Consider the following 24,494-nt stretch of genomic DNA (forward strand, 5'->3'; position numbering starts at 1 on the left):
ATTTTTGCAACACAAACAAAGAGAATTGCGCCCGAAATTATTTTCCCATAAAAAATTGAGATATAAAAAATGAACACATCGATTGCTATCGAAAAATCAGAACAATCTTCTAATAAATGGACTTATCAAGATTTTGCATGGACTCTCTCACTTTTTGGTACAGCTGTAGGCGCAGGTGTACTTTTCCTTCCAATTAAAGCGGGTGCAGGTGGTTTTTGGCCATTAGTAATTCTGGCATTGATCGCAGCCCCAATGACATGGTTCGCTCACAAGAGCTTAGCTCGTTTTGTACTGTCAGCTAAAAACCCTGAAGCAGACATCACTGACACGGTAGAAGAACATTTCGGTAAAACTGGCGCAAACCTTATTACTTTCGCTTACTTTTTTGCTATTTACCCTATCGTTCTTATTTACGGCGTTGGTATCACTAACACGGTTGATTCATTCCTAGTAAACCAAGTAGGTATGGAATCTATACCTCGCTGGCTGCTATCTGGCTTATTGATCGCAGCAATGACTGCAGGTGTTTTATTTGGTAAAGAACTGATGCTGAAAGCAACTTCAGCAATGGTATACCCACTTGTAGCCATTCTACTGGCTCTGTCTTTCTACCTTATCCCTGAGTGGAACAGCTCTATGGTAGAAGTAGCACCTGATTGGTCTTCAATGCCTTCAATCATTTGGTTAGCAATCCCAATTATTGTGTTCTCTTTCAACCACAGCCCTATCATTTCTCAGTTCTCTAAAGAACAGCGTATGAAATACGGTGAAGAAGCAGTTCAGAAAACTGATTCAATCACTGGCGGCGCTGCTATGATGCTGATGGGTTTTGTTATGTTCTTTGTATTCTCTGTTGTTCTTTCTCTTTCTCCAGAGCAACTAGCAGAAGCAAAAGCACAGAACATTTCTGTATTGTCTTACCTAGCAAACATTCATGAATCACCGCTGATCTCTTACATGGGTCCACTGGTTGCTTTCGCTGCAATTACTTCTAGCTACTTCGGTCACTTCCTTGGTGCTCACGAAGGTCTGGTTGGTCTAATCAAATCTCGTTCACAATCACCAGTAAGCAAGATTGAAAAAACATCTCTATTGTTCATCGTTCTTACTACTTGGATCGTTGCAATTGTTAACCCAAGTATCCTAGGTATGATTGAAACAATGGGTGCACCAATGATTGCTGCTATCCTATTCTTAATGCCTGTGTTCGCAATGCATAAAGTTCCTGCGATGGCTAAGTACAAGACTTCAGCTCCTGTGCAAATTTTCACAGTTATTTGTGGTCTTGCAGCAATTAGTTCTGTAATCTACGGCGCGTTTTAATCCCAAACTTTGTAAAGTCCGATTAAACTAAAAATATAATAGTAATAAGCCTCCTTTTTACAGGAGGCTTAGTTTGAGGTAATCGCTATGATTAGTGTGTTTGATATCTATAAAATTGGCATCGGTCCTTCGAGCTCACATACAGTTGGACCAATGAAAGCCGGTAAACAATTTGTTGATGACTTAAGCGCAATGGATAAGCTACAAGACATCACCAAAATTACCGTGGACGTTTATGGATCATTATCGCTGACAGGGAAAGGTCACCATACAGATATTGCTATCATCATGGGCTTAGCAGGTAACACTCCTGAGCATGTTGATATCGACAGTATTCCAGGTTTTATTGAAAGCGTTCAGCAGACTGAACGTCTTCCTGTTGGTACGCACAATCATACCGTTGCTTTTCCACGTGAAGGTGGCATGGTTTTCCATAAGAGCTTCTTGTCTTTACACGAAAACGGCATGTCAATTCATGCGTGGAACGGTGACGAAGTTGTTTACAGTAAAACCTACTACTCTATCGGCGGTGGTTTTATTGTTGATGAAGAGCATTTCGGTCAAAAAGCAAAAACTGAAGTATCAGTTCCTTACCCGTTTAACTCTGCAGAAGAGCTTGTTAACCAGTGTAAAGAGAGCGGACTTTCTATCAGCACTCTAGTAATGGAGAATGAGAAAGCTCTTCATACTGATGTTGAAGTGAAAGAGTACTTCGCGAACATCTGGAGAACCATGCAAGAGTGTATGGAGCGTGGTATGGGTACTGAAGGTATTCTTCCAGGCCCACTACGTGTGCCTCGTCGTGCAGCAGCTCTACGCCAACAGCTTTTGACTTCGGAAAAAATCACTAACGACCCAATGGCCGTTGTTGACTGGGTAAACATGTACGCTTTCGCAGTGAATGAAGAAAACGCAGCGGGTGGTCGTGTGGTTACAGCACCAACTAACGGTGCATGTGGCATCATCCCAGCAGTACTTGCTTACTACGACAAGTTCATCCAAACAGTAACAGAGAAAGATTATACTCGTTACTTCGCAGCGTCTGGTGCTATCGGTGGTTTGTACAAGCAAAACGCTTCTATCTCTGGCGCTGAAGTAGGTTGCCAAGGCGAAGTTGGTGTGGCTTGTTCAATGGCTGCTGGTGGTCTAGCTGCACTGCTAGGTGGAAGCCCTGAGCAAGTGTGTATGGCCGCTGAAATTGCCATGGAGCACAACTTAGGTCTGACGTGTGACCCAGTAGCAGGACAAGTACAGGTACCATGTATCGAGCGTAACGGTATTGCTGCTGTGAAAGCAATCAACTCTACCCGTATGGCAATGCGCCGTTCTTCAGCACCACGTGTTTCTCTCGATAAAGTGATTGAAACCATGCTGGAAACAGGTAAAGACATGAACGCGAAATACCGTGAGACATCGCAAGGCGGTTTAGCGGTTAAAGTAATCTGCTAATCGTTAGTATCTGATCTCATTTACGAAAGCCTGATGATTTATTATCAGGCTTTTTTCTTTTCTTCAATTCAACTTCTTGACCTACCTTTACTTAGTTTTACTTTTTGAACGCTTGTTTAAAAAAGCGATTCGCTCAAAAATGGTTCTCATTACAGCTTTTCATCATTTGGAATCATTTAACCCACATGGCTATACGTATTACAACTAAAAAAGTCTTCGTCGTGCTTACTCTTATCGCAGGTATGAGTGGCGCTGGTTACTACTTTTATCCAAAAGAAGCACCACCAAGTTTCGTTACAGAAGCCGTACGAAGAGGCAATATTGAAAACACGGTCCTTGCCACTGGTATGTTGCAGGCCTCAAAACTGGTCGCAGTCGGTGCTCAAGTCTCGGGCCAAATCGAAAAATTGGGAGTTAAGCTTGGTGATGAAATCAAACAAGGCGACTTAGTGGCTCAAATAGACAGCCTCACTCAGCAGAACAGCCTCAAAGAAGCCAATGCATCACTAAGCAAATTAAAAGCGCAAATCATTGCGAAGCAAGCACAGATTCGTCAGGCACAATCAGAGTATACACGCCAGAAATCGATGCTTGCGGATAGAGCCAGCTCCCAAGCTGACTATGAATCGGCACAAGCTACCCTAGCAGTTTACAAAGCAGAACTTGAACAGCTAAAAGCTGAGTTGGAGCAAGCGAAGATCAGTGTCGACAGCGCACAAGTTGACCTCGGCTACACCACAATTACCGCACCTATGGATGGCACCGTGGTTTATAGCGCCGTTGAAGAAGGTCAAACGGTTAACGCCAACCAAACTACCCCAACCATTATTGAACTGGCTCAGCTTGAGCGTATGACGGTTAAGGCTCAGATTTCAGAAGCAGACGTTGTGAACGTCAAATCGGGGCTGCCTGTTTATTTCACTATTTTGGGTAAACCCAACCATCAGTATCACGCGACTTTAAGAGCTATTGAACCGGGCCCTACTCTTATGGACGGTGATGACAGCGACCTCTCCGTCAGCAATGATGAAGCGATTTATTACCATGGTCTGTTCGAAGTGGATAACCCAGACAAGACGCTGCGTATCGGTATGACAGCGCAAGTATCCATTGTGTTGAACAAAGCTGATAACGCCTTATTGGTTCCCGCTCAAGTTGTGATTAAACAGCCGGGACAAACACCACATTATCAAGTTCCGGTATTGGTTAACGGTCAGCAAGAAATGCGTGATGTGACTATTGGTATCAATAATAAAGTATTTACAGAAATAACGAGCGGACTAGAAGAAGGTGACCAGATTATCATTGGCACACCAAATTCCGCAGGCACTCGTTCAAGCCGTATAGGCCAATCGAGGATCTTTTAATGTCTCGTCCGCTACTCGAAATATCCCATATCTATCGTAGCTTTGCGGCTGGTGACGAAGAGCTAACGGTACTCAAAGACGTCAACCTCACTATTGAACGTGGTGAGATGGTTGCCATCGTCGGTACATCCGGCTCGGGTAAATCTACCTTGATGAACATTCTTGGTTGCCTTGATCAGCCAAGCCGCGGCGACTACTGGATAAATGGTCGAAACACTTCACAGCTCGATTCCGATCAACTTGCTGAACTGCGTCGCGAACACTTTGGCTTTATCTTCCAACGTTACCACCTGCTGGGTGATTTAACCGCTGTCGGTAACGTTGAGATTCCTGCAATTTATGCTGGAAGCGATAAGAAAGCTCGTCAGGAACGTGCAGAAAAGCTACTCACTCGCCTTGGTCTTGCCGATCGCCTTGATCATAAACCTAGCCAATTGAGTGGTGGTCAACAACAGCGTGTATCTGTTGCCCGAGCACTGGTAAATGGCGGAGATGTGATACTGGCTGACGAACCGACGGGTGCGTTGGATAGTAAAAGCGGCGAAGAGATGATGATGCTGCTGCAAGAGCTACATCAACTTGGTCACACTATCATCATCGTGACACACGATTTGAAAGTCGCCCAGCACGCAGATCGAATCATTGAGATTAAAGACGGTGAAATATTGAGTGACACCGTCACCAAGAAAGAAGTTATTGCAGATAATGTCGACAGCGTAAAACATGCCCCAGCCAAGGACGTCCTTGAGAAAGGTCGTAATCTGTTCGACAACTTGTGGGAGGCGCTCAAAATGGCATTGGTGGCGATGTCCAACCACAGGTTAAGAACATTCCTGACAATGCTCGGTATTATTATCGGTATCGCTTCAGTGGTTTCAGTGGTGGCGTTGGGTAATGGTTCGCAAAAAGCCATTCTAGAGAATATTTCTGCCATGGGGACAAACACCATCGATGTTATGCCAGGCACAGGTTTTGGTGACCGACGTTCAGGCAGGATCAGAACCTTAACTGCAGCCGATGCTGACGCACTGAAAAACATGCAGTTTGTCGATAGCGTTACACCGACACTAAGCACATCTGTCACTCTAAAATATGGCAACCAAGCGGTAACAGCATCGGTTCAGGGTGTGGGTCCGGATTACTTCCGCGTCCGTGGCTATGAGCTGGCTGAAGGTCAGTATTGGGATGATTCCAGTGTCGCCAACATGGCTCAAGAAGCGGTGATTGATAACAATACTCTCAAATCGTTGTTCCCTGATAAAAATCCAATTGGTGAAGTAATTTTTGCCGGTAACCTACCCGTTCGAATCATAGGCATTACTAAAGCAAAAGAAAGTGCGTTCGGTAACAGCGATTCTTTGAACATTTGGGTTCCTTACACCACAGTGAGTGCACGTATGGTTGGGCAGAACTATCTCAACCGAATCTCGGTGCGAGTCGATGACAACACACCAAGTGAAGCGGCAGAACAGGCAATTATCCAGCTGTTGAAGATGCGTCACGGTACAGAAGATTTCTTTACTATTAATACCGATACCATTCAACAGAATATTACTAAGACCACCGCAACCATGACCTTGCTGATTTCAGCTATTGCTGTGATTTCACTGATTGTCGGTGGTATTGGCGTTATGAACATTATGTTGGTTTCAGTAACAGAGCGAACACGTGAAATTGGCGTTCGTATGGCAGTGGGAGCAAGGCAAAGTGACATTCTTCGTCAGTTCTTAATTGAAGCAGTGTTGGTTTGTTTGTGTGGCGGTACCATAGGTATTGGCATGGCATATTTGATTGGCGTAGCGTTCGCCTCCTTTGGCAGTAGTTTTACTATGATTTATTCCACAACATCGATTGTTTCAGCATTTCTATGCTCCACCATGATTGGTGTACTGTTTGGCTATCTTCCCGCGAAGAATGCCGCACAGCTAAACCCAATAGACGCGTTATCTAGGGAGTAAGCCATGTTACGTCGATACAAATACTCCACGCTTGCGCTGTGTGTCGTTCTGGCAACTGGCTGCGTAACTCGTTCAGAGTTTCCTGAGCCTGAAGTTCAAGTTCCTCAATCTTGGCAATCAACAAAGCAAGCATCGAGCGAACAAGTTTCAACAAATGAAAACGCGACACCAGTTATCAATCGCTGGTGGACAAGTTTTTACGATGAACAGCTCAATCAATTGGTTGAGAAAGTACTCGCAACCAACAGCGATTTGGCGATTGCTACGCTGACACTAAAGCAAGCTCGTTTACAAGCCAACTTAGCTGGAAGAGATCTCTACCCTGACCTATCTGGCAATGTTTCTGCTGATGGCTCTCGCTATCTAGACAGTGGTGCTTCATCTGAAAGCTACCAAACAGGCCTTTCAGTCAGCTACGAAGTGGATCTGTGGGGCAAGCTTTCAGCTGCCGCAGATGAAAGTGAATGGACTGCCCTTGCCAGCTTAGAAGAGCGTGAAGCGACAGCTCAGAGTTTAGTGGCAACCACGGCGCAACTCTATTGGCAAATCGGCTACCTGAACCAGCGTATTGAACTGAGCAACAGTGATATTGCTGATGCGACAGATACATTGAAGCAAGCACAGAGTCAGTTCAGTAATGGTTCTGTCACCCGTTTAAATGTATTAGAAGCAGAACGAACCCTTGCGGGTCTGGAAGCCACACATCGCGATTACTTGCAGCAGTTAACTGAAGCGCAGAATGCTTTTGCTATTTTGTTTGACCAAGCTCCACAACAAATGCTGAAAGAGATCAAAGCACTGCCTGAAGGTGATTTGCCTGAAATTGCGTCTGGAGTTCCTGCAGATGTGTTGAGCCGTCGCCCTGATATCAAACAAGCACTCTATGAGCTGAAAGCAACATTTGCTGCTAAAGATTCAGCGGATGCTGCCTATTTCCCTACGCTAACTTTAACCGGTGCTCTGGGCGGTTCTTCAGAACAACTACGTAACTTGTTGAGCGATCCACTGGGTTCTATTGGTGCTGATTTGACCATGCCGTTCCTCAACTGGAACACAATGCAGATCAATCAAGATATCGCGCAAGTGAAATACGAATCTGCGATCATTTCATACCGCAAAGCGCTCTATACCGCGTTTCAGGATGTGGATAATGCCCTATCTGCTCGTGAAAACTATCAGTATCAGGCGGAGAAACTGCAAAAGCAGTATGACAGCGCTGCAGCAGCAGCTCGTATTTATGCCAGTCAATATAAGTATGGTGCAATTAACATCACCACTTTGCTTGATGCTCAAGACAATGAGCGCAGTGCCAAAGCGTCACTGTTGGAAAACCGTTATAACCAGCTAGTCAATCTCACTACGATTTATCGAAGCCTAGGTGGAGATGATGTGATTCCTCAATCAACTGCTGAAACTTCGCAGCAATAACAACGCTTTTGTACATGTAAGTAGGCAATACATAAAAAAAGAGAAACGCATCTAACGGTCGTTTCTCTTTTTCTATCTGACTTCCCAACTGATTTTATGGCGCAGGGCTGTATAGCCTTGGCGAGCCCGAATGAGGCAGATGAATCAAGTTCAGATTGTTTCTTCTCGCCCATTCAACAGTTAATGCGGTTGGGGCAGATAAACACACCAGCGTTGAAAGCTTTGCTCTTACAGCTTTATGAATAAGCTCCAGACTGCAACGACTGGTCACTATTGCAAAGCCGCTTTTGATATTGAGCGACTCTGATGCCATTGCACCAATCAGCTTATCCAGCGCATTGTGACGACCAATGTCCTCGCGACAGAGCACAATCTCTCCTTTTGCATTGGCAAATAAAGCGGCATGCAGCGCGCCTGAAATTTTTGCCGCTTGCTGATGTTGAGCGATTCTCTCTCTCAACCCTTCAAACACTAACGGATTAGGTGGTGAGGATGAATCCAGTGGAGACAAATCAGGTAAAGCTTGTTCAAGAGCTGCCACACCACAGATACCACAACCGGTCGTGCCGGCCATATGACGACGTTGGTTTTTCAGATTCCAAAAAGCGCGGTTACTGATTTCCACTTCTGCGAAGTGAGAGTCGCCCTGCCCGCCAATTTCTATGTCTCGAATTTCGCTAAAGCTACTCACAATGCCAGCACTAAGGCTAAAGCCGCGAACGAAATCTTCAAGATGACCGGGGGTGACCATCATCACCGCTTGGTTGATACCGTTGTAACTGATCGCTAACGCAGACTCACTGGCTAACGGGGCATCTAGTATTTCACTTTCACCGGTTAACTCACGGTAGTAATGCGCACTCGGTGCAGCTGGCGCTTGGTTAAAATCATGCAGCTCACTGTAAGTTTGAGTATCTATCCTGCAGGACATCAAATCACCTCTATCACTTGCATGCGTGATTTAGGCTTAGCAAACAGATGTTTCGCTTCAGCAAAGCACTGATCAACAAGCGCCGATGAGGGTTCTTGTTTACGTTTGAGTAAAACCAGAGGTGAATGCACCACCGCTTTCTCAATCGGAACGATACGCAGTTGTTCGTTGAGTTCTGCTAACCCAGAATTGAGCGGCATAATTGCACAGCAAAGCCCGCTGGTGACCGCTTGGATTAAGTGAAAGCTGGAATTACTTTCAATCACCGTTTGCGGAACAAGTCCTTTACTGCCAAAACTCAAATCGATGGAGTGACGATAATGCATCCCTTTTGATAGCAAGCCTAATGGAATGCTGCTTAAGGATTCCCACATCACAACGTCTTCAGCGAAGTCAAAATAACGATGGTCGTAAAGCACGCCTAAATCTGTTGAGCTCATTTCGACTACGTCAAAATAGCTCGTATTCACCTGATCGATGTAACACATACCCAAATCAAGCTGATTGCGATTGAGCTGGTCTATGATCTGCTCAGACGCCATAGACATAATCTGAAAACGTAACTCTGGATAGAGTTCTGACAGTGGCTTAATGAGCTGCATCGGGTTCTGGCTTGCCAAAGGAACCATACCTAATCTCAATGAACCGACCAACTGTCCTCGACAGTTCGCCGCTTCAGCTTGTAGCCCATCGTGAGCAGCCAATACCGTTTTTGCCCAAGCAAGAATCCGGTCACCCGCCTCGGTAAACCCTTCAAATCGTTGACTTCTTGTGATGAGTTCAAGCTCTAGCTCTTCTTCTAAACGTCTAATCCTCATCGACAATGTTGGCTGCGTGATATGACACAATGCCGCCGCCTGACCAAAATGCTTGGTCTGATCTAAGGCGATTAAATACTTAAGTTGTTTGATATCCATTGTCGATTACAAGACCTAAACCGTATGTGACAAGAGTGTTTTTTCAGCAAATGACGCTCGGAAAAAACACAGCAATAATTGATCTAAATCAAGATTATTCTTATCAAATATCAGGGTCAAATCTAAATTATCTATAGCGTGATAGATAGCAACTATCAGCCAATCTTCGGCTAGATAAGGAATAACGCGAACAATCGCCTTATTTTCAGCCAAATTATTACTTCGTTAATATATGCGGTTTATCAGCAGCTATTCATTCGTTTTTTGCATTCATCATAGATTCTGTTTATCACTCAGTCGGTAATATCAATTGGACGCATATCTTGGGACGCAATAATCTTTGATTTAGATCAAGACATGATGTCAGCCGATCCAATCTGAAATTTAAAAGCAGTAAGCAGGACTCTTCTAAAACCATAATAAGCCGTATTACTACTTCCGCTTTATTCCCATATCGCGCCTGTTTTCACCGGTACTCCTGTTTGCTGTTGTTCCTGTTCGTGAGGAGTAAAGTCGTGAGTCAAAAAGAACACATTAAGCAATACAAAGGCCCTGCAGGTGGTTGGGGGGCATTGAAAGCCGTCACGAAAAGTTTGTGGGGCAGCGAGAACGCCGTTAAGAACATTCGTACCATGCTCAAGACTAACCAAAATGGTGGCTTTGACTGCCCCGGTTGTGCTTGGGGAGAATCGCCGGAAAGCGGTAAAGTTAACTTCTGCGAAAACGGCGCAAAAGCGGTTAACTGGGAAGCCACCAATCGCGTGGTTGATCCAGAGTTTTTCGCCACTCACAGCGTTTCATCACTATTGAAACAAACAGACTATTGGCTTGAGTATCAAGGTCGCATTACGCATCCGATGAAATACGACTCTGCCAACGATCACTACGTTCCGATAAGCTGGGATGAGGCATTTCAGTTAGTTGCTAAACATCTCAATCAACTTGAATCACCGCATCAGGCTGAGTTTTATACCTCTGGTCGTGCAAGCAACGAAGCAGCGTTCTTATACCAACTGTTCGTGCGTGCTTTCGGTACTAACAACTTTCCTGACTGCTCCAACATGTGCCATGAAGCGAGTGCAATTGGTATGAAGGACACCATTGGTGTTGGTAAAGGAACAGTGATTTTTGACGACTTTGCCAAAGCCGATGCGATTTTTGTGATTGGTCAAAATCCGGGAACCAACCACCCGAGAATGCTCGAACCTCTGCGTGAAGCAGTGAAGCGTGGCGCGCAAGTGATCTGTCTTAATCCGCTGAAAGAACGCGGTCTGGAACGATTTCAAAACCCACAAGTAACAATTGAAATGCTCAGCAACGGTTCTAAGCCAACCAACACTGCGTACTTAAGACCTGCTCTCGGTGGCGATATGGCGGTATTTCGTGGTATCGCCAAATACTTGCTGCAATGGGAACACCAAGCTTTGAAAACCGGTGGTAAAGCGGTATTCGACAGAGCATTCATCCGTGAGCACACCATGGGTATTGATCAATATTTAGAAGAAGTCGACGCGACCACATGGGAACATATCACAGAGCAATCTGGTCTTGAATTGAGCGAAATTGAGATGGTTGCCGATATGTATCGCCGTTCAGATCGTGTGATCATGTGCTGGGCTATGGGTTTGACTCAACATCGTCACTCAGTGCCAACCATTAAAGAAGTAGCGAACGTACAAATGTTACGAGGCAACGTAGGTAAACCGGGGGCCGGTCTATCTCCCGTTCGCGGTCACAGTAACGTGCAAGGTGACCGCACTATGGGCATTGATGAAAAACCTTCAAAAGCCTTTCTTGATAACATTGAGCGCCGTTTCAACTTTAGTGTTCCTCGTGAAGTCGGCCACAACACCGTCCAAGCGATCAAAGCGATGGAAGAACAGAAGTCGAAAGTGTTCATTGGTTTAGGTGGAAACTTCGCCCAAGCCACTCCGGATACTGAACGTACACATCTGGCGATGAAAAATTGCGACCTGACGGTTCATATCTCAACCAAGCTCAACCGCTCACATTTGGTGACAGGAAAAGATGCCCTTATCCTGCCATGTTTGGGGCGCACAGAGATTGATGTTCAAGCTCACGGCCCGCAAGGCGTGACCGTTGAAGATACCTTCAGCATGGTTCACATCTCCTACGGTCAGTTGAAACCTCGCTCGGAACATTTACGTTCAGAACCAGCCATTATTGCCGGAATTGCCCATGCGACTCTGGGCGGCCACCCGATTGACTGGAACTGGGCAATTCAGGATTACGCACGTATCCGCGATTTGATTTCTGAGACTATTCCAGGTTTTACCGATTTCAATCAAAAACTGCGTAATCCTGGCGGTTTCCATCTTGTAAACTCTGCAGCAGAACGTAAATGGAATACCCCATCAGGTAAAGCACAGTTTAGTGACAGCCCGTTACCCAAACAGCTGATCAACGAGGCTGTCTTAGAGCAAGGCAACAAACCCGATTTGATATTGCAAACCATGCGTTCACACGACCAATACAACACCACCCTTTATGGTTTGAACGACCGTTATCGCGGTGTATTTGGTATACGTGAAGTGTTGTTTGTCAATGAAGATGATATTGCCAAACTTGGATTTGAAAACGGTGACAAAGTGGATATGGTGTCGCTTTGGGAAGATGGCGTTACTCGTAAAGTACAAGGCTTTACCTTAGTAGCGTACGATATTCCTAGAGGTCAGGCTGCCGCATATTATCCAGAAACCAATCCGCTTGTACCTTTGGATAGCTATGGCGAAAGAACCTTTACTCCAACGTCTAAGTTCATAGCAATCAAGCTTGAAAAAGCCTCTTCAGATGAAATTCAACGTTCTAAAGTCGAATAAAAGAATCTGATTTAGCAAACACAAAAAAACCACCCGACACTTCATGCATTATTTAGCGATATAAAGTTAAACGATATAAAGTTAAACGATGTAGAGTTAAGGTGGTTTTCTTTTTCAGCTTGAAGCGTCGACGAGTCAACCGCTACAGAGCGAGTTAAGCTTGGCCAGTATAGATACAGCCAGCGGTACAGGTTTCTTTGATTTCAACTTTGCTCAGCAAAGGCAAAGAGGGTTTTAGCTGCTGCCAAATCCACTTCGCAAGAACTTCACTGGTTGGGTTTTCTAACCCTTCAATATCATTCAGATAGTAGTGATCCAGCCTGTCATATATAGGTTTGAATGCGGCTTTGATTTCTGCGAAATCCACTAACCACCCTGTATGCGGGTCAACATCGCCAGCTACGTATAGGCGAACCAAAAATGAGTGTCCATGCAAACGGCCACACTTATGCCCTTCTGGTACATGCGGTAAGTGGTGCGCGGCTTCGAACATGAACTCTTTGTAAATTTCAGTCTTCATATTGGTGATCAGTCTATCAATCTGGCTAGTAAAAATGAGGCGCAATAGTAAGTAATCTGACACTAGGAAACAAGCGTAGGATCTCACTTTTCACTGCAATTTCAGTTTTAACAAAACAATAATTCGACGTCGAAATTATGGCAGCAGCGTCAAATTTCTGAGCACAGCATTTCTGTGTCACAAATATAAAATCCATATTTTGTATGTGGTCACAGTAACAAAAACACTCATTTTCCCTTTATTTTCTAACGTCTATATTTAGTTAAATAATATTTAATAACTCTATAACAATAAGACCATTATGAGCTCAACAATTACCTCCAAACTACTTCTAACGCTAGTGACTGTTTTTGCGCTGGTTCTGGCTAGTTCAACCATTTATCAGTCTATTCAACAACGGGATTTGATTAACTCCGTCTTGGGTGAGCAACTGCACGATAAAGCAAGCAACTATTTCGATAGCCTCAACATGATGATGCTTACCGGCACTATGGCGCAGAAAGAAACGCTGCGTCAAAAAGCCTTAGCGCAAGATGGTATCGAACAAGTACGTGTTTTACGCTCTGACTTAGTCAGCAAACTTTATGGTCCGGGTCAGGAAAACCAAACGCCTGTTGACGATATTGATAAACGTGCATTGAAAGGCGAATACATCTTAGAGCCGATAGAAGCGAGTTGGGGTAAAGGCATTGTTGTCGCTCTGCCGATGAAATCCAGCGAAAACTATCGCGGCACAAACTGTGTGGCTTGCCACATGGCGCCTGAGGGCGAAGTGTTGGGGGTTATCCGCCTTGAGTACAACCTAAGTCATATCAACAGCCTGATTAACCACAGAACACTGATTGGTGTCGGAATCATGGCTGCTATCGCTATTGTTGGCTTCTTGATTACACTTACGCTGATTAAGAGATTCATTGTAAGACCATTACAAACAACCACGCTGTTTATGAGTCAGGTCAGTAAAAGTAAAGATCTTTCACCGCGACTTGATAACGGCAAAAAGGACGAGTTGGGACAACTCGCTGCCTCAATTAACTCCCTTATGGACACGGTATCGGACAGCTTGCAACAAGTACAAACAACATCACACTCCCTCGCTTCTTCCGCTAATCAGTTAACGGGCGTCGCTCAGGTGACAGACAGAGCGGCAAATAATCAACAGAGTGAAACTTCTGATGTGCAGTACAACATCGAAGAAATGCAGAATAAGCAGCACGAAGTTGAGTTGTCGACGGCGGACGCGGCTCAATTAGTCAAACACACAACGAATGTTGCCCAAACTAGTGCGAAACAAGCGCACTCTGCCAGCGAAGATATTAAAAACTTGGTTGGTGACATTGAAGATGTGAAAAACAAGATAGCGCAACTGAACAACCAAACTGGCGAAGTCTCTACCATTTTAGGCGTGATTAGAGGTATCGCCGAACAAACCAACCTACTTGCACTGAACGCAGCAATTGAAGCGGCACGAGCTGGAGAACAAGGCCGCGGATTTGCCGTGGTAGCTGACGAAGTTCGTAATCTTGCTTCGCGTACCGCAGAAGCAACGGGGAATATTGAGAAAATTATTGCCCAGTTCCAAAGAGAGAGCGAAGAGTCGATGGTTTCAGTCGATAGCGTTTGTTCAGAGGCTCATACCCGCTCAAATGAAATTGAAGAGCTCTCTTCCGCGATGACGAATGTTGTGGCTGAAATGAAACAGGTTCTCGAGCACACTGAAAGTATTCAGAGCCAGACACAGATGACTACGCAAGTAAGTCAGAATGTTCAGCAAAAAGTAGAAGTGATCGCACGCCACGCGCAAGACACTTCTCACTCTGCAACAGAAACACGCGAAATCAGCTTAAATCTAGAGCGATTGTCACAACAACTGGAGTCTTTGCTCAATCAATTTACTCTTTCGCGTAAGAATTAACCACCAAAGTAAGATTAAAGGTTGAAGCTGACGAATTGACAGGTAATATGTCCCGTTGAATCAATAAGAATTCTATCCAACCCAATGAATCGTCTATTTAATAAACAATAATGACGAAAAAACACATTGGGTTGAATGTTTACCTCAATGGAGACTATATCAAACATGACTTACGCGCCTGTAACTGACGTACTTGGCGGCAAGCTAGCAGTAGACAGTGAAGTCACTGTACGCGGCTGGATCCGTACACGTCGTGATTCCAAAGCTGGAATCTCTTTCCTTGCCATTTATGACGGCTCTTGTTTCGACCCGATTCAGGCCGTGGTCCCAAATAATCTTAATAATTACGAAAACGAAGTATTAAAGCTAACAACTGGCTGCTCTGTTGAAGTAACAGGTAAGATTGTTGAGTCTCCAGCGTCTGGTCAAGATTTCGAACTAGCAGCAACTGAAGTTAAAGTTGTTGGCTGGGTTGAAGATGCTGAAACATACCCAATGGCGAAAACTCGTCACTCTATCGAATACCTTCGTGAAGTGGCACACCTTCGTCCACGCACTAACGTTATTGGTGCGGTTGCTCGTGTACGTAACTCTCTTTCTCAAGCGATCCACCGCTTCTACCATGAGCAAGGCTACTTCTGGATGTCTGCTCCACTGATCACTGCTTCAGATGCAGAAGGTGCTGGTGAGATGTTCCGCGTGTCGACACTTGATATGGCGAACCTACCACTCGATGACAAAGGCAATGTGGACTACAACGAAGATTTCTTCGGCAAAGAAACATTCCTAACTGTATCTGGTCAGCTAAACGCAGAAGCCTACGCTTGTGCATTAAGCAAAGTGTACACTTTCGGCCCTACTTTCCGTGCTGAAAACTCAAACACTAGCCGCCACTTAGCCGAGTTCTGGATGGTTGAGCCAGAAGTTGCATTCGCAGAGTTGGATGACGTAGCAAAACTAGCAGAAGACATGCTGAAGTATGTATTCAAAGCGGTACTGGCTGAGCGTCGTGACGACCTTGAGTTCTTTGCTTCTCGTATCGACAAAGATGCGATTACTCGTCTAGAGCAGTTTGTACAATCTGACTTTGCACAAGTGGATTACACTGATGCAATTCAAATCCTTCTAGATTCTGGTCGTGAGTTCGAGTTCCCAGTTGAATGGGGTATCGACATGTCTTCTGAGCATGAGCGTTACCTAGCTGAAGAACACTTCAAAGCGCCTGTTATCGTTAAGAACTACCCGAAAGACATCAAAGCTTTCTACATGCGTCTGAATGATGACGGTAAGACAGTAGCAGCGATGGACGTTCTTGCACCGGGTATCGGTGAAATCATCGGTGGTTCTCAGCGTGAAGAACGTTTAGACGTTCTTGATGCACGTATGGTTGAAATGGGCATCGATCCTGAGCACATGAGTTGGTACCGCGACCTACGTCGTTACGGTACTGTACCTCACGCTGGTTTCGGTCTAGGTTTCGAGCGTCTAGTATCTTACGTAACGGGTATGGGTAACGTGCGTGACGTGATTCCATTCCCACGTACTCCTCGCTCAGCGAACTTCTAATCACTTTTTAGTGATACGTAATTTAAAAGACCTCCCTAGTGGAGGTCTTTTGTCTTTTCTGACACTCAAACTGGTTAACTTTCTTTTTGATCTGCTTTCAACGCGTACTTTATACCTACAAAACACAGACTAAAGATAACGAATGGAATGATCGCTGCGGTGTACTCAACCCACGCATACTGTGCAAATGATTTGGCCAAGATAAGGTGTGCAAACACAAGCAAGAAAGCACTAAATATCGCCACTATAATCAGTGTTAGTTCATGTTTTACCAACTGCTTTTTCATCATCACTCCTAACTAAAAGGTTGTTATTACGCTGATTAAACCACATTAAGAGAATGGTGAACCGATACAGTTGTTGTGATAAATACCTTAACAGATACTAGTAACTCTCCTATTTTTTGATGTGCCATTAACAGGTATGGAGGTGTTGAGTCGTAAGTAGTCTTGAAACTAGCTGTCACTTGAAAAATTATGTTCCATACTTTCAATGGAATGACGAATTTTTGGAGGAAGTTATGAAAGTTTTTAGAATGGAAGACCTCAACTACAACGGTATAAAAGATAACGTGCACAGTTGGGACCATCCTGAAGCTCCGGATCCCTATTATTGGCGCCCTGATTGGTTACATATTGCGGAAGATGCCTTGGGCTTACACCCGAAACAACCATTGGACGTCAAAGAAGGTCAGACGCCCACAGAAGAAGATGCAAAGAAAGCCATCGTTAAACATCTCAACGAAAATCAGAATTAGCCACTGTTGACGACTATGTGTGTTGATGAAAAGCCTCCTATAGCGGAGGTTTTTCTCTATCTATGTGTTCAATTTTGTGAACTACAGAACCTTTCCTTAAGATTTTTCCGCTTTCTTAAGTTTTCCTTAAGTTACTCCCTGCACTATCCACCTCACAAAGACACTGTTGTCCCCTATCAACTAACTGAATGAGTCGGTGAGCATTATGACAAAACTCGCTTTTGCCTCTATTGCTGGATTACTTTTAATTCACACTTCAGCGTATGCATTCACGAACGATCCGTTGGCAGACAGTAATTCTCCAATGCAGGCTTCCTCAAACGTTGAGTACACGGCCTACACCTCAAACAAAACCAGCGGGTTAGATTTTTCATCAGTCGCAGCGTCAACCTTAGTTGGATATCTAGATGAAAATAGTGGCAGTGATTTTTTACCGAATGCTGTTACAGCAATCGCCATTTCCGCAGGTTTACAGTACACAGTCGACACTCAAGTCAACGCTATTTCAGATGTAAAAATAGCCCCTTATTTTAATGGCAGCGAAACAGGCATTAGTCTTTCATTTTCATTTCAATGAGCACTCTTATTCAGTTCCTGATTAAACAAAACTGTTCACTGCATAATCCGGTACTCTCAAACTACTTTCGCAAACAAATTGGTAACACTTTTCTGCTTCATTTCCTGCAAAATACAATGGTCTTTTCATAAGAAAAGCGACCTTTAAGCATTAATCATCAAGCAAGTTAAATTATTTTGAAATTTTCTAAACACCACTGTTGTCAGCGTTGGTACAGAAAGGTATAAATACGATAAATTTGACTGGTTTTACCCTCCACCTAACTTACATGGATGAGCATTATGTTTGAAAAAGTTGTCGCGGCCCCTGCTGACCCTATTCTTGGTTTGACTGAAGAGTTTAAAAAAGACCCTCGCGCTGAGAAAATTAACCTGGGCGTTGGTATTTACAAAAATGAAGCAGGCCAAACCCCTGTTTTAGCTACCGTTAAAAAAGCAGAAGCAGCTCTACTTGAATCTGAAAAAACAAAATCTTATCTAACTATCGAAGGTACAGCAGAGTACGGTTTGGCAGTACAAAAACTGCTATTCGGTGCAGACTCAGACATCGTTACTAAACAGCTAGCAAAAACAGCTCAGGCGCCGGGCGGTACTGGTGCTCTACGTGTGGCGGGTGAGTTCATCAAACGTCAGCTCGGTAATGTGAAAGTGTGGATCAGTAACCCAACTTGGGCGAACCACAACGGTGTCTTCTCTGCCGCTGGTCTAGAAGTTGCTCAATACTCTTACTACAACGCTGAAGCAAAAGACAAAGATTTCGCTGCTATGGTTGCAGACCTAGAGAAAGCCGCAGCGGGTGACGTTGTACTGCTACACGGATGCTGCCATAACCCTACGGGTATCGATCCAACAGCGGAAGAGTGGGAAACGCTAGCAAAACTCGTGGCTGATAAAGGCCTTCTTCCTATGTTTGACTTTGCATACCAAGGTTTTGCAAAAGGCGTTGAAGAAGATGCTGAAGGTTTACGTATTTTCGCTAAGTACAACAGCGAAATTCTAGTCGCAAGCTCGTTCTCTAAAAACTTTGGTTTGTACAACGAGCGTGTGGGTGCTTTCACTCTAGTTGCACCTTCATCTGAAGTAGCAGAAACAGCTTTCTCTCAAGTTAAAGCTATCATCCGTTCTATCTACTCTAACCCACCAGCACACGGTGCAGCAGTAGTAACGCACATCCTTAACAACGCTGAATTGCGTGCAGAATGGGAAGCGGAAGTAGCGGAAATGCGTGAACGTATTCAAGAAATGCGTGAGCTGTTCGTAGCGACTCTGAAAGAGCAAGGTGTGACAGCCGACTTTAGCTTTATCGAACGTCAAAACGGTATGTTCTCTTTCTCTGGTCTAAACAAAGAGCAAGTAGCTCGTTTGAAAGAAGAGCTAGGCATCTACATCGTAGGCTCTGGCCGTATCAGCGTAGCAGGCATGACGAAGTCAAATATGCTTCCTCTTTGCCAAGGTATTAAAGCAGTACTTTAATCCTTATCAGACAAGTAAAAGCCGACCATAGGGTCGGCTTTTTTGTGCAGATTTTTTGAAACTAATAATTGAACTTGACTAGGATACCCGCTTCTCGAATCGATGAGTTTCGCTCACCATCTCGGTAAGAGACGAAACCACCGAGAGCAAACTTCGGATAGAAATAGTAATCACCGCTAAATGTGTAGATATTTTCGTCCAGCCATTTGTTTCGAAGGGTCTCAGCAAACAGTGACGTTTCTAATTTTTCGGTAACAGCGTACCTTAAACCAAGGTCTACGCTATATACAAAGTCTGTTTCTTTATCGCCAGCATCTATTCTCAATGCACCAATTTTACCGTTGGTAACCAAATCCAGTTTATCAGCCAATAACCAGCGATAACCTAAACCAACTCTGAGTAGATAGTGATCAATAGTGACATTATTAGGGTGAACAAACCGAGAACCATAATCGGCACTCCAAAGCAGGTCACTATTATCAAACTTATGGTTTATTCCGATAACTGCTGCACTCGCATTGTCGCCATCAGTTGAATTAGAACGATATGAACCAGAACTGACACTACCATATGCATAGTCGTACTGAAGCGGAGTCGCTTCAGTTAGCTCATGTGAAAAAACAGATGAAGATAGCAACACCGACGAGATAAGTACTGCCCATTTTTTCATCAACAACTCCTTGAATTTCCTGCCTCACTCAAATTAGCTTAGTCGAATCTGGCAAAAGATTTTGAGATATCGCCATAGAATCTGCGTTCGAAGGAAAAGTCGTGTACAATTTATATTTTCTTGTGTTGACAAACTCTTACGTTCATTACGTCCACATAACGCATCTTTCAAGGAGCCTATATGGAAGCCGAGCTATCAGAAATTAAAAATTTCCTTAGCCAACACCTCCCTTTCTCTGAGTTACCAGAAGAAACTCTAGAACACATCGCTCACCATATAGAAATTGCTTACTACAGACAGGACACACCGATCATCCATCTTGGCGATCATATCCAAGACCTCTATATGATTCGCAGTGGCACGGTTGAAGTCTATCGACGTAAAGGTGAACTCTATAACCGTTTAACCGAAGGCGGACTGTTCGGCCAGATGGGGTTACTCACCAACAATAAAGTTCGTTTTCCTGTCACCGCAATTGAAGACACGCTCGTTTACTGCATACCAGAATCTGTTTTCCAGTCACTCTATGAAGACCACGATTCTTTTGCAGATTATGTAGAAGTAGAAGATAACGCTCGCCTTCGCCAAGCTGTGTCGAACAGTTCAGAACAAAATGACTTAACCACGTCAAAAGTAAAACGTATTTTGACTGGTGAAGCGCCTTACGTATTTAAAGATGCCACCATACAACAAGCAGCAATCAAAATGGCAGAGGAAAATGACTCTTCGCTGTTGGTGATCGACCCTGAAATCCTCGAAGATAACGAAGACGACCAAAGCCCGGTCATCGGCATCGTCACAGAAAAGGATTTGTGCCATCGAGTGTTGGCAACGGGTATTGATCATCAAGCACCTATTACTGATGTTATGACGTCAGAAGTCATGTTCTTAGATCACAACGCTTATGTTTATGAAGCGATGTTAATGATGCTTCGTTACAACGTGCATCACCTACCCGTGGTAAAAGACAAAAAGCCGATTGGCATTCTCAACATCACTGACATCATTCGTTACGAGTCCCAAAACTCGCTGTTACTTGTCAGTAGTATATTCCAACAGAACAGCGTCGAAGACTTAGCGACACTATCTAAACAGGTTAAAGATGCTTTTGTCCGGCTTGTAAATGAGGACGCCAACTCCCATATGGTCGGTACGGCAATGTCGACTATTGGTCGCAGTTTTAAACAACGTATTTTGGAGCTGGCGGAAGAGACTTTTGGCCCTCCCCCTATTCCTTATTGCTTCTTGGCACTTGGCTCGATGGGAAGGGATGAACAACTCGTCGTGACCGATCAGGATAACGCCATCATTCTAGACGATAGCTACAACGAAGAAGCCCACGGCGAGTATTTTGCCAATCTAGCCAAGTTTGTGTGTGATGCTTTGGACCAGTGCGGTTACAGCTATTGCACTGGAGATATCATGGCGACCAATCCAATGTGGAGAATGACTCGTCAAGAATGGGAAGCGTGCTTTGCAGATTGGATTGATAACCCGAATCCGAAAGCATTACTGAATGCATCCATATTCTTCGATTTGGACGGTGTTTATGGTCGTTTAAAATGGGCAGAAATGCTCAATGGCTTCATCGTTCGTCGCGCACGTAGAAACAATCGCTTTTTGGCTTGTCTGGCGCGCAATGCATTAAACCGAACACCACCTCTCGGCTTCTTCAAGAGTTTTGTCATGGAGAAAGATGGCCGTCACAACAACTCTATCAACCTTAAACGTCGTGGTACGGCCCCTCTTGCGGACTTAATACGCGTACACGCATTGGCGGTAGGTTCTCGTGCCAAAAACTCATTTGAACGTCTCGACAACGTTATTGACGCAGGTATTTTGCCTAAAGGCAGAGGTGAAGACTTACGTGATGCACTTGAGTTCATCTCTATGGTCCGTATTCGCCACCAAGCGTTTGATGTAGAGAACGATATCGAAGCGGATAACAATATCGAACCTGAGAATCTTTCTGAATTTGAAAGACGTAACTTAAAAGACGCTTTCCAAATATTAAGTAACGCTCAGAACTTCTTGAAATACCGCTATCAGGCCAGTAACAACTTTAAATAAGGGACACCATGAAACGTCTGTTTCAGGCGCCAAGTATTGACTGGCCCTATAAATATCAAAGTAAAAGGAACGTAGTGACTCACCCATTACTGCAAAGCTTTTACCAATCAGAAATGACCGATGGAAATACGCCGATTGGAGATATTGAATTCATCGCAATGGACTTCGAGACCACAGGGTTGGATTCCGATAAAGACGATATCATCACCATTGGTATTGTGCCTTTTACTCTCAACCGTATTTATCTCAATCGAGCAAAGCACTGGATAGTGCGCCCAAGACAAAAACTGGATGAGAATTCGGTAGTGATACATGGCATCACTCACAGTGACATCATCGATGCTCCAGATCTGTCTGAGATTATGGAAGAAGTACTCGCCGAGTTGTCAGGTAAAATTATGGTGGTTCATTATCGACACATCGAACGTGAATTTCTCGATAAAGCTTTAAAGCTCAGAATCGGAGAAGGCATCGAATTCCCCGTTGTGGATACTATGGAAATTGAATCGCTTATTCAGAAAAGAACCACCAACGGATTATGGAATAAATTAAGAGGTAGGAAACCAGAGTCGGTTCGCCTTGGGCAATCAAGAACTCGCTATGGTCTGCCCGCTTACACGCCTCACCATGCCCTGACAGATGCTGTCGCTACCGCAGAACTGTTCCAAGCCCAGATTGCTTATCATTACAACCCACTCCTAACTATCAGGACACTTTGGCGTTAATATGTGGACTGATGTTTGTTGTTTGCGATAACAAACAAGCACAAAAAAGCCGACTTTTCAGCCGGCTTTTGCTTTAGGTTGTGTCACTTAACGTTTAAAGGCTTCAGTACGTAAACCCATCACTAAGCTGACACACATCAGCAATAGTACAAACGTAAATGGTAATGCAGTTGAAATCGCCCCAGCTTGCAGCGCTTGTACCGCTTCTGTACCACCAATCCAAAGCAATGCAATTGCAATCAGGCCTTCCATCATTGCCCAGAACACGCGTTGAGCGACAGGAGAGTCAAGCTTACCACCAGCGGTAATACTATCAATAACCAGTGAGCCTGAATCTGAAGAGGTAATAAAGAATACCAATACCAGAATAACCGCAATCATCGACAACACAGTACCGTAAGGTAAGCTATCAAACATCTGGAACATAGCCAGAGAAACATCTGTTAAGCCATGCGAACCGAGCTCACCAACTTTGTCGACAACTTGTTCAACAGCCAAACCACCAAATACAGACATCCAAATCAGAGTAACTACAGTTGGAACAATCAGAACCGCAGTAATAAATTCACGAATTGTACGGCCTCGAGATACGCGTGCGATAAACATACCTACAAATGGTGACCATGAAATCCACCAAGCCCAGTAGAACACAGTCCAGCCTTGGAACCACGCTTCGTCTGAACGACCGTGCGGATTACTTAGCGGAAGAATGTTTTCAATGTATGACATTAACGTGGTTGGAATCGAGGCAAATGTAACGGCGTAGCCAATCAGTGCTACTAGTATCAGTAGCAGGAACGCAACAACCATGTTGATGTTAGAAATAACTTTAACACCACCATCAATACCGCGGATAACAGAAATGGTCGCCAACAGTGTTACCACGATAATGACCGTTACCTGTAGCCCAATACCAGCGTCGATACCAAACACATGGTGAATACCACTCGCGGCTTGCTGTGCACCAAGACCTAACGATGTTGCAAGACCAAACAGAGTCGCAATTACCGCCAGAATATCCACAATGTGCCCTGCCCAACCCCATGCTCGATCACCGAGTATTGGGTAAAAGATAGAACGAATAGAAAGCGGCAGCCCCTTGTTATAACAGAAGAACGCTAGAGAAAGAGCCACAACACCGTAGATCGCCCATGGGTGTAGACCCCAGTGGAACATGGTTGCACCCAGTGCCAGTTTCGCCGCTTCTGGTGAATTAGCTGCTACACCAAGTGGTGTCTCGTACCATCCGGTAAAATAAGCAACAGGCTCAGCCACACTCCAGAACATCAAGCCTATACCCATACCCGCTGCAAATAGCATAGAGAGCCATGAGATAAAGGAATGATCTGCCACAGCATCATCACCACCCAAACGAATTTTACCGTATGGAGAGACAATTAGAGCCAAGCAGAAAAGAACAAAAATGTTACCTGCCCAAATAAATAGCCAGTCAAATGATCCAATGATCTGCCACTTCAGACCGTCCAATGCTGATTTAGCTGTATCTGCGTCAACAAATAAAATCGTCAATAAAAAGAGTAATATTAAGCCGGCGCTTATACCAAATACAGAGTTGTGGACATCAAATCCCCACTTCTGAACGTTGTCTTGACCTACCGTATAGTCGGTACTGTCAATACTGTATTTATCAATACCTTTTGTCATTTGTCCTCTCTTTGAATCAATCTAAATTGAACTCAAATAACTATGAGTAAGAAGTAAGTTCTTACTGAAGTCACAAAAATTACTTTGTACTCATAACTATTAACTCAACAATAAGAGGCCTATATTGTACACATGCCCATTTACAAATCTACAAACAGCTTAAAATAAACACAATATTAATATGAAATCACGTTTGAACGACCAATATTTCACCGCAAAACGCACAACTAATCGTTTGTGCACGAAACATTATTGCATTTTAAGCCACTTCTACATTGCCTCTTTGTAGAGATAAAAAGTATGACGTCTATGCTTTTCAATAACGTCTAACTGCGGTATTGTCG

20 protein-coding genes are annotated in these 24,494 nt (G+C 44.2%); 13 read left to right on the forward strand and 7 right to left on the reverse strand.

Features of this window, described 5'->3' with window-relative positions; genetic code table 11:
- The first annotated feature begins 69 nt into the window (after window positions 1-69).
- The 5 genes from AAGA51_RS08380 to AAGA51_RS08400 all read left to right on the forward strand — a co-directional run bounded on the left by AAGA51_RS08380 (window position 70) and on the right by AAGA51_RS08400 (window position 7,525).
- Window positions 70-1,323, forward strand: coding sequence for an aromatic amino acid transport family protein (locus AAGA51_RS08380; RefSeq protein ID WP_042487611.1), 1,254 nt, complete (start codon window positions 70-72; stop codon window positions 1,321-1,323).
- A gap of 87 nt (window positions 1,324-1,410) precedes the next feature.
- Window positions 1,411-2,772, forward strand: a complete 1,362-nt coding sequence (locus AAGA51_RS08385) for an L-serine ammonia-lyase (protein WP_042487614.1) — start codon at window positions 1,411-1,413, stop codon at window positions 2,770-2,772.
- Window positions 2,773-2,957: 185 nt separating this feature from the next.
- Window positions 2,958-4,139, forward strand: coding sequence for an efflux RND transporter periplasmic adaptor subunit (locus tag AAGA51_RS08390; protein WP_042487617.1), 1,182 nt, complete (start codon window positions 2,958-2,960; stop codon window positions 4,137-4,139).
- A complete protein-coding gene (locus AAGA51_RS08395; RefSeq protein WP_042487621.1) occupies window positions 4,139-6,097 on the forward strand; it encodes a MacB family efflux pump subunit in 1,959 nt (652 codons plus the stop codon). Before AAGA51_RS08390 ends, AAGA51_RS08395 begins: the two co-directional genes overlap by 1 nt.
- A 3-nt stretch (window positions 6,098-6,100) precedes the next feature.
- On the forward strand, window positions 6,101-7,525 hold the full coding sequence (locus tag AAGA51_RS08400) for an efflux transporter outer membrane subunit (RefSeq protein ID WP_042487624.1): 1,425 nt from the start codon (window positions 6,101-6,103) through the stop codon (window positions 7,523-7,525).
- Window positions 7,526-7,619: 94 nt separating this feature from the next.
- Here the strand turns inward: AAGA51_RS08400 and fdhD are convergent, their stop codons facing one another.
- Genes fdhD through AAGA51_RS08415 form a run of 3 tightly spaced genes read right to left on the reverse strand, consistent with a single transcriptional unit; the run spans window position 7,620 to window position 9,586 of the window.
- Complete coding sequence (gene fdhD, locus AAGA51_RS08405; RefSeq protein WP_042487628.1) at window positions 7,620-8,456, reverse strand: formate dehydrogenase accessory sulfurtransferase FdhD; 837 nt, start codon at window positions 8,454-8,456, stop codon at window positions 7,620-7,622.
- Window positions 8,456-9,373 carry a LysR family transcriptional regulator gene (locus tag AAGA51_RS08410; RefSeq protein WP_042487631.1) on the reverse strand — a complete coding sequence of 306 codons (918 nt, stop codon included), beginning with the start codon at window positions 9,371-9,373 and terminating at the stop codon, window positions 8,456-8,458. Before AAGA51_RS08410 ends, fdhD begins: the two co-directional genes overlap by 1 nt.
- Window positions 9,374-9,388: 15 nt before the next feature.
- Window positions 9,389-9,586, reverse strand: a complete 198-nt coding sequence (locus AAGA51_RS08415) for a hypothetical protein (protein WP_042487634.1) — start codon at window positions 9,584-9,586, stop codon at window positions 9,389-9,391.
- Between the two features lie 302 nt (window positions 9,587-9,888).
- Here AAGA51_RS08415 and AAGA51_RS08420 point away from each other — a divergent pair, with 302 nt between their 5' ends.
- On the forward strand, window positions 9,889-12,213 hold the full coding sequence (locus AAGA51_RS08420) for an FdhF/YdeP family oxidoreductase (protein WP_042487636.1): 2,325 nt from the start codon (window positions 9,889-9,891) through the stop codon (window positions 12,211-12,213).
- A gap of 154 nt (window positions 12,214-12,367) precedes the next feature.
- Here the strand turns inward: AAGA51_RS08420 and queD are convergent, their stop codons facing one another.
- Complete coding sequence (gene queD, locus AAGA51_RS08425; protein ID WP_042487637.1) at window positions 12,368-12,733, reverse strand: 6-carboxytetrahydropterin synthase QueD; 366 nt, start codon at window positions 12,731-12,733, stop codon at window positions 12,368-12,370.
- 301 nt (window positions 12,734-13,034) lie between these two features.
- Between queD and AAGA51_RS08430 the strand changes: the two genes are divergently transcribed.
- Window positions 13,035-14,648, forward strand: coding sequence for a methyl-accepting chemotaxis protein (locus tag AAGA51_RS08430; protein ID WP_042487639.1), 1,614 nt, complete (start codon window positions 13,035-13,037; stop codon window positions 14,646-14,648).
- A 165-nt stretch (window positions 14,649-14,813) separates the two neighbouring features.
- Complete coding sequence (gene asnS / locus AAGA51_RS08435; RefSeq protein WP_042487642.1) at window positions 14,814-16,214, forward strand: asparagine--tRNA ligase; 1,401 nt, start codon at window positions 14,814-14,816, stop codon at window positions 16,212-16,214.
- 74 nt (window positions 16,215-16,288) lie between these two features.
- Here the strand turns inward: asnS and AAGA51_RS08440 are convergent, their stop codons facing one another.
- A complete protein-coding gene (locus tag AAGA51_RS08440; RefSeq protein ID WP_042487646.1) occupies window positions 16,289-16,501 on the reverse strand; it encodes a hypothetical protein in 213 nt (70 codons plus the stop codon).
- A gap of 233 nt (window positions 16,502-16,734) precedes the next feature.
- On the opposite strand from AAGA51_RS08440, the gene AAGA51_RS08445 reads away from it, so the two are divergent.
- The 3 genes from AAGA51_RS08445 to AAGA51_RS08455 all read left to right on the forward strand — a co-directional run bounded on the left by AAGA51_RS08445 (window position 16,735) and on the right by AAGA51_RS08455 (window position 19,020).
- Window positions 16,735-16,971: a hypothetical protein gene (locus tag AAGA51_RS08445; protein ID WP_042487649.1), complete on the forward strand. Its 237-nt coding sequence runs from the start codon at window positions 16,735-16,737 to the stop codon at window positions 16,969-16,971.
- A 205-nt stretch (window positions 16,972-17,176) separates the two neighbouring features.
- Entirely contained in the window at window positions 17,177-17,548 is a 372-nt protein-coding gene (locus AAGA51_RS08450; protein ID WP_042487652.1) for a hypothetical protein, read from the forward strand.
- 281 nt (window positions 17,549-17,829) lie between these two features.
- On the forward strand, window positions 17,830-19,020 hold the full coding sequence (locus tag AAGA51_RS08455; protein ID WP_042487656.1) for an amino acid aminotransferase: 1,191 nt from the start codon (window positions 17,830-17,832) through the stop codon (window positions 19,018-19,020).
- A 61-nt stretch (window positions 19,021-19,081) separates the two neighbouring features.
- Here the strand turns inward: AAGA51_RS08455 and AAGA51_RS08460 are convergent, their stop codons facing one another.
- Window positions 19,082-19,690, reverse strand: a complete 609-nt coding sequence (locus tag AAGA51_RS08460; protein ID WP_052404620.1) for a hypothetical protein — start codon at window positions 19,688-19,690, stop codon at window positions 19,082-19,084.
- Between the two features lie 180 nt (window positions 19,691-19,870).
- Here AAGA51_RS08460 and AAGA51_RS08465 point away from each other — a divergent pair, with 180 nt between their 5' ends.
- Both AAGA51_RS08465 and AAGA51_RS08470 read left to right on the forward strand, forming a co-directional pair.
- Window positions 19,871-21,760 carry a DUF294 nucleotidyltransferase-like domain-containing protein gene (locus AAGA51_RS08465; protein WP_042487661.1) on the forward strand — a complete coding sequence of 630 codons (1,890 nt, stop codon included), beginning with the start codon at window positions 19,871-19,873 and terminating at the stop codon, window positions 21,758-21,760.
- Window positions 21,761-21,768: 8 nt separating this feature from the next.
- On the forward strand, window positions 21,769-22,485 hold the full coding sequence (locus tag AAGA51_RS08470) for a 3'-5' exonuclease (protein ID WP_042487664.1): 717 nt from the start codon (window positions 21,769-21,771) through the stop codon (window positions 22,483-22,485).
- An 87-nt stretch (window positions 22,486-22,572) separates the two neighbouring features.
- Here AAGA51_RS08470 and AAGA51_RS08475 read toward each other — a convergent pair whose 3' ends face one another.
- The gene (locus AAGA51_RS08475) at window positions 22,573-24,150 is read right to left on the reverse strand and encodes a BCCT family transporter (RefSeq protein ID WP_042487667.1); all 1,578 of its coding nucleotides are present in this window, start codon (window positions 24,148-24,150) and stop codon (window positions 22,573-22,575) included.
- Window positions 24,151-24,494: the final 344 nt, after the last annotated feature.

Origin of the sequence: Vibrio diazotrophicus (genome assembly GCF_038452265.1) — a bacterium.
GTDB classification, from domain to species: domain Bacteria; phylum Pseudomonadota; class Gammaproteobacteria; order Enterobacterales; family Vibrionaceae; genus Vibrio; species Vibrio diazotrophicus.

Excerpts from the sequence above, each read along its gene's own strand:
- AAGA51_RS08430 (WP_042487639.1), top strand. The coding sequence starts at position 13,035 with ATGAGCTCAACAATTACCTCCAAACTACTTCTAACGCTAGTGACTGTT.
- queD (WP_042487637.1), bottom strand. The coding sequence starts at position 12,733 with ATGAAGACTGAAATTTACAAAGAGTTCATGTTCGAAGCCGCGCACCAC.
- AAGA51_RS08455 (WP_042487656.1), top strand. The coding sequence starts at position 17,830 with ATGTTTGAAAAAGTTGTCGCGGCCCCTGCTGACCCTATTCTTGGTTTG.
- AAGA51_RS08390 (WP_042487617.1), top strand. The coding sequence starts at position 2,958 with ATGGCTATACGTATTACAACTAAAAAAGTCTTCGTCGTGCTTACTCTT.
- AAGA51_RS08465 (WP_042487661.1), top strand. The coding sequence starts at position 19,871 with ATGGAAGCCGAGCTATCAGAAATTAAAAATTTCCTTAGCCAACACCTC.
- AAGA51_RS08410 (WP_042487631.1), bottom strand. The coding sequence starts at position 9,373 with ATGGATATCAAACAACTTAAGTATTTAATCGCCTTAGATCAGACCAAG.
- AAGA51_RS08385 (WP_042487614.1), top strand. The coding sequence starts at position 1,411 with ATGATTAGTGTGTTTGATATCTATAAAATTGGCATCGGTCCTTCGAGC.
- asnS (WP_042487642.1), top strand. The coding sequence starts at position 14,814 with ATGACTTACGCGCCTGTAACTGACGTACTTGGCGGCAAGCTAGCAGTA.
- AAGA51_RS08445 (WP_042487649.1), top strand. The coding sequence starts at position 16,735 with ATGAAAGTTTTTAGAATGGAAGACCTCAACTACAACGGTATAAAAGAT.
- AAGA51_RS08380 (WP_042487611.1), top strand. The coding sequence starts at position 70 with ATGAACACATCGATTGCTATCGAAAAATCAGAACAATCTTCTAATAAA.
- fdhD (WP_042487628.1), bottom strand. The coding sequence starts at position 8,456 with ATGTCCTGCAGGATAGATACTCAAACTTACAGTGAGCTGCATGATTTT.
- AAGA51_RS08475 (WP_042487667.1), bottom strand. The coding sequence starts at position 24,150 with ATGACAAAAGGTATTGATAAATACAGTATTGACAGTACCGACTATACG.
- AAGA51_RS08460 (WP_052404620.1), bottom strand. The coding sequence starts at position 19,690 with ATGAAAAAATGGGCAGTACTTATCTCGTCGGTGTTGCTATCTTCATCT.
- AAGA51_RS08440 (WP_042487646.1), bottom strand. The coding sequence starts at position 16,501 with ATGAAAAAGCAGTTGGTAAAACATGAACTAACACTGATTATAGTGGCG.
- AAGA51_RS08470 (WP_042487664.1), top strand. The coding sequence starts at position 21,769 with ATGAAACGTCTGTTTCAGGCGCCAAGTATTGACTGGCCCTATAAATAT.
- AAGA51_RS08400 (WP_042487624.1), top strand. The coding sequence starts at position 6,101 with ATGTTACGTCGATACAAATACTCCACGCTTGCGCTGTGTGTCGTTCTG.
- AAGA51_RS08395 (WP_042487621.1), top strand. The coding sequence starts at position 4,139 with ATGTCTCGTCCGCTACTCGAAATATCCCATATCTATCGTAGCTTTGCG.
- AAGA51_RS08450 (WP_042487652.1), top strand. The coding sequence starts at position 17,177 with ATGACAAAACTCGCTTTTGCCTCTATTGCTGGATTACTTTTAATTCAC.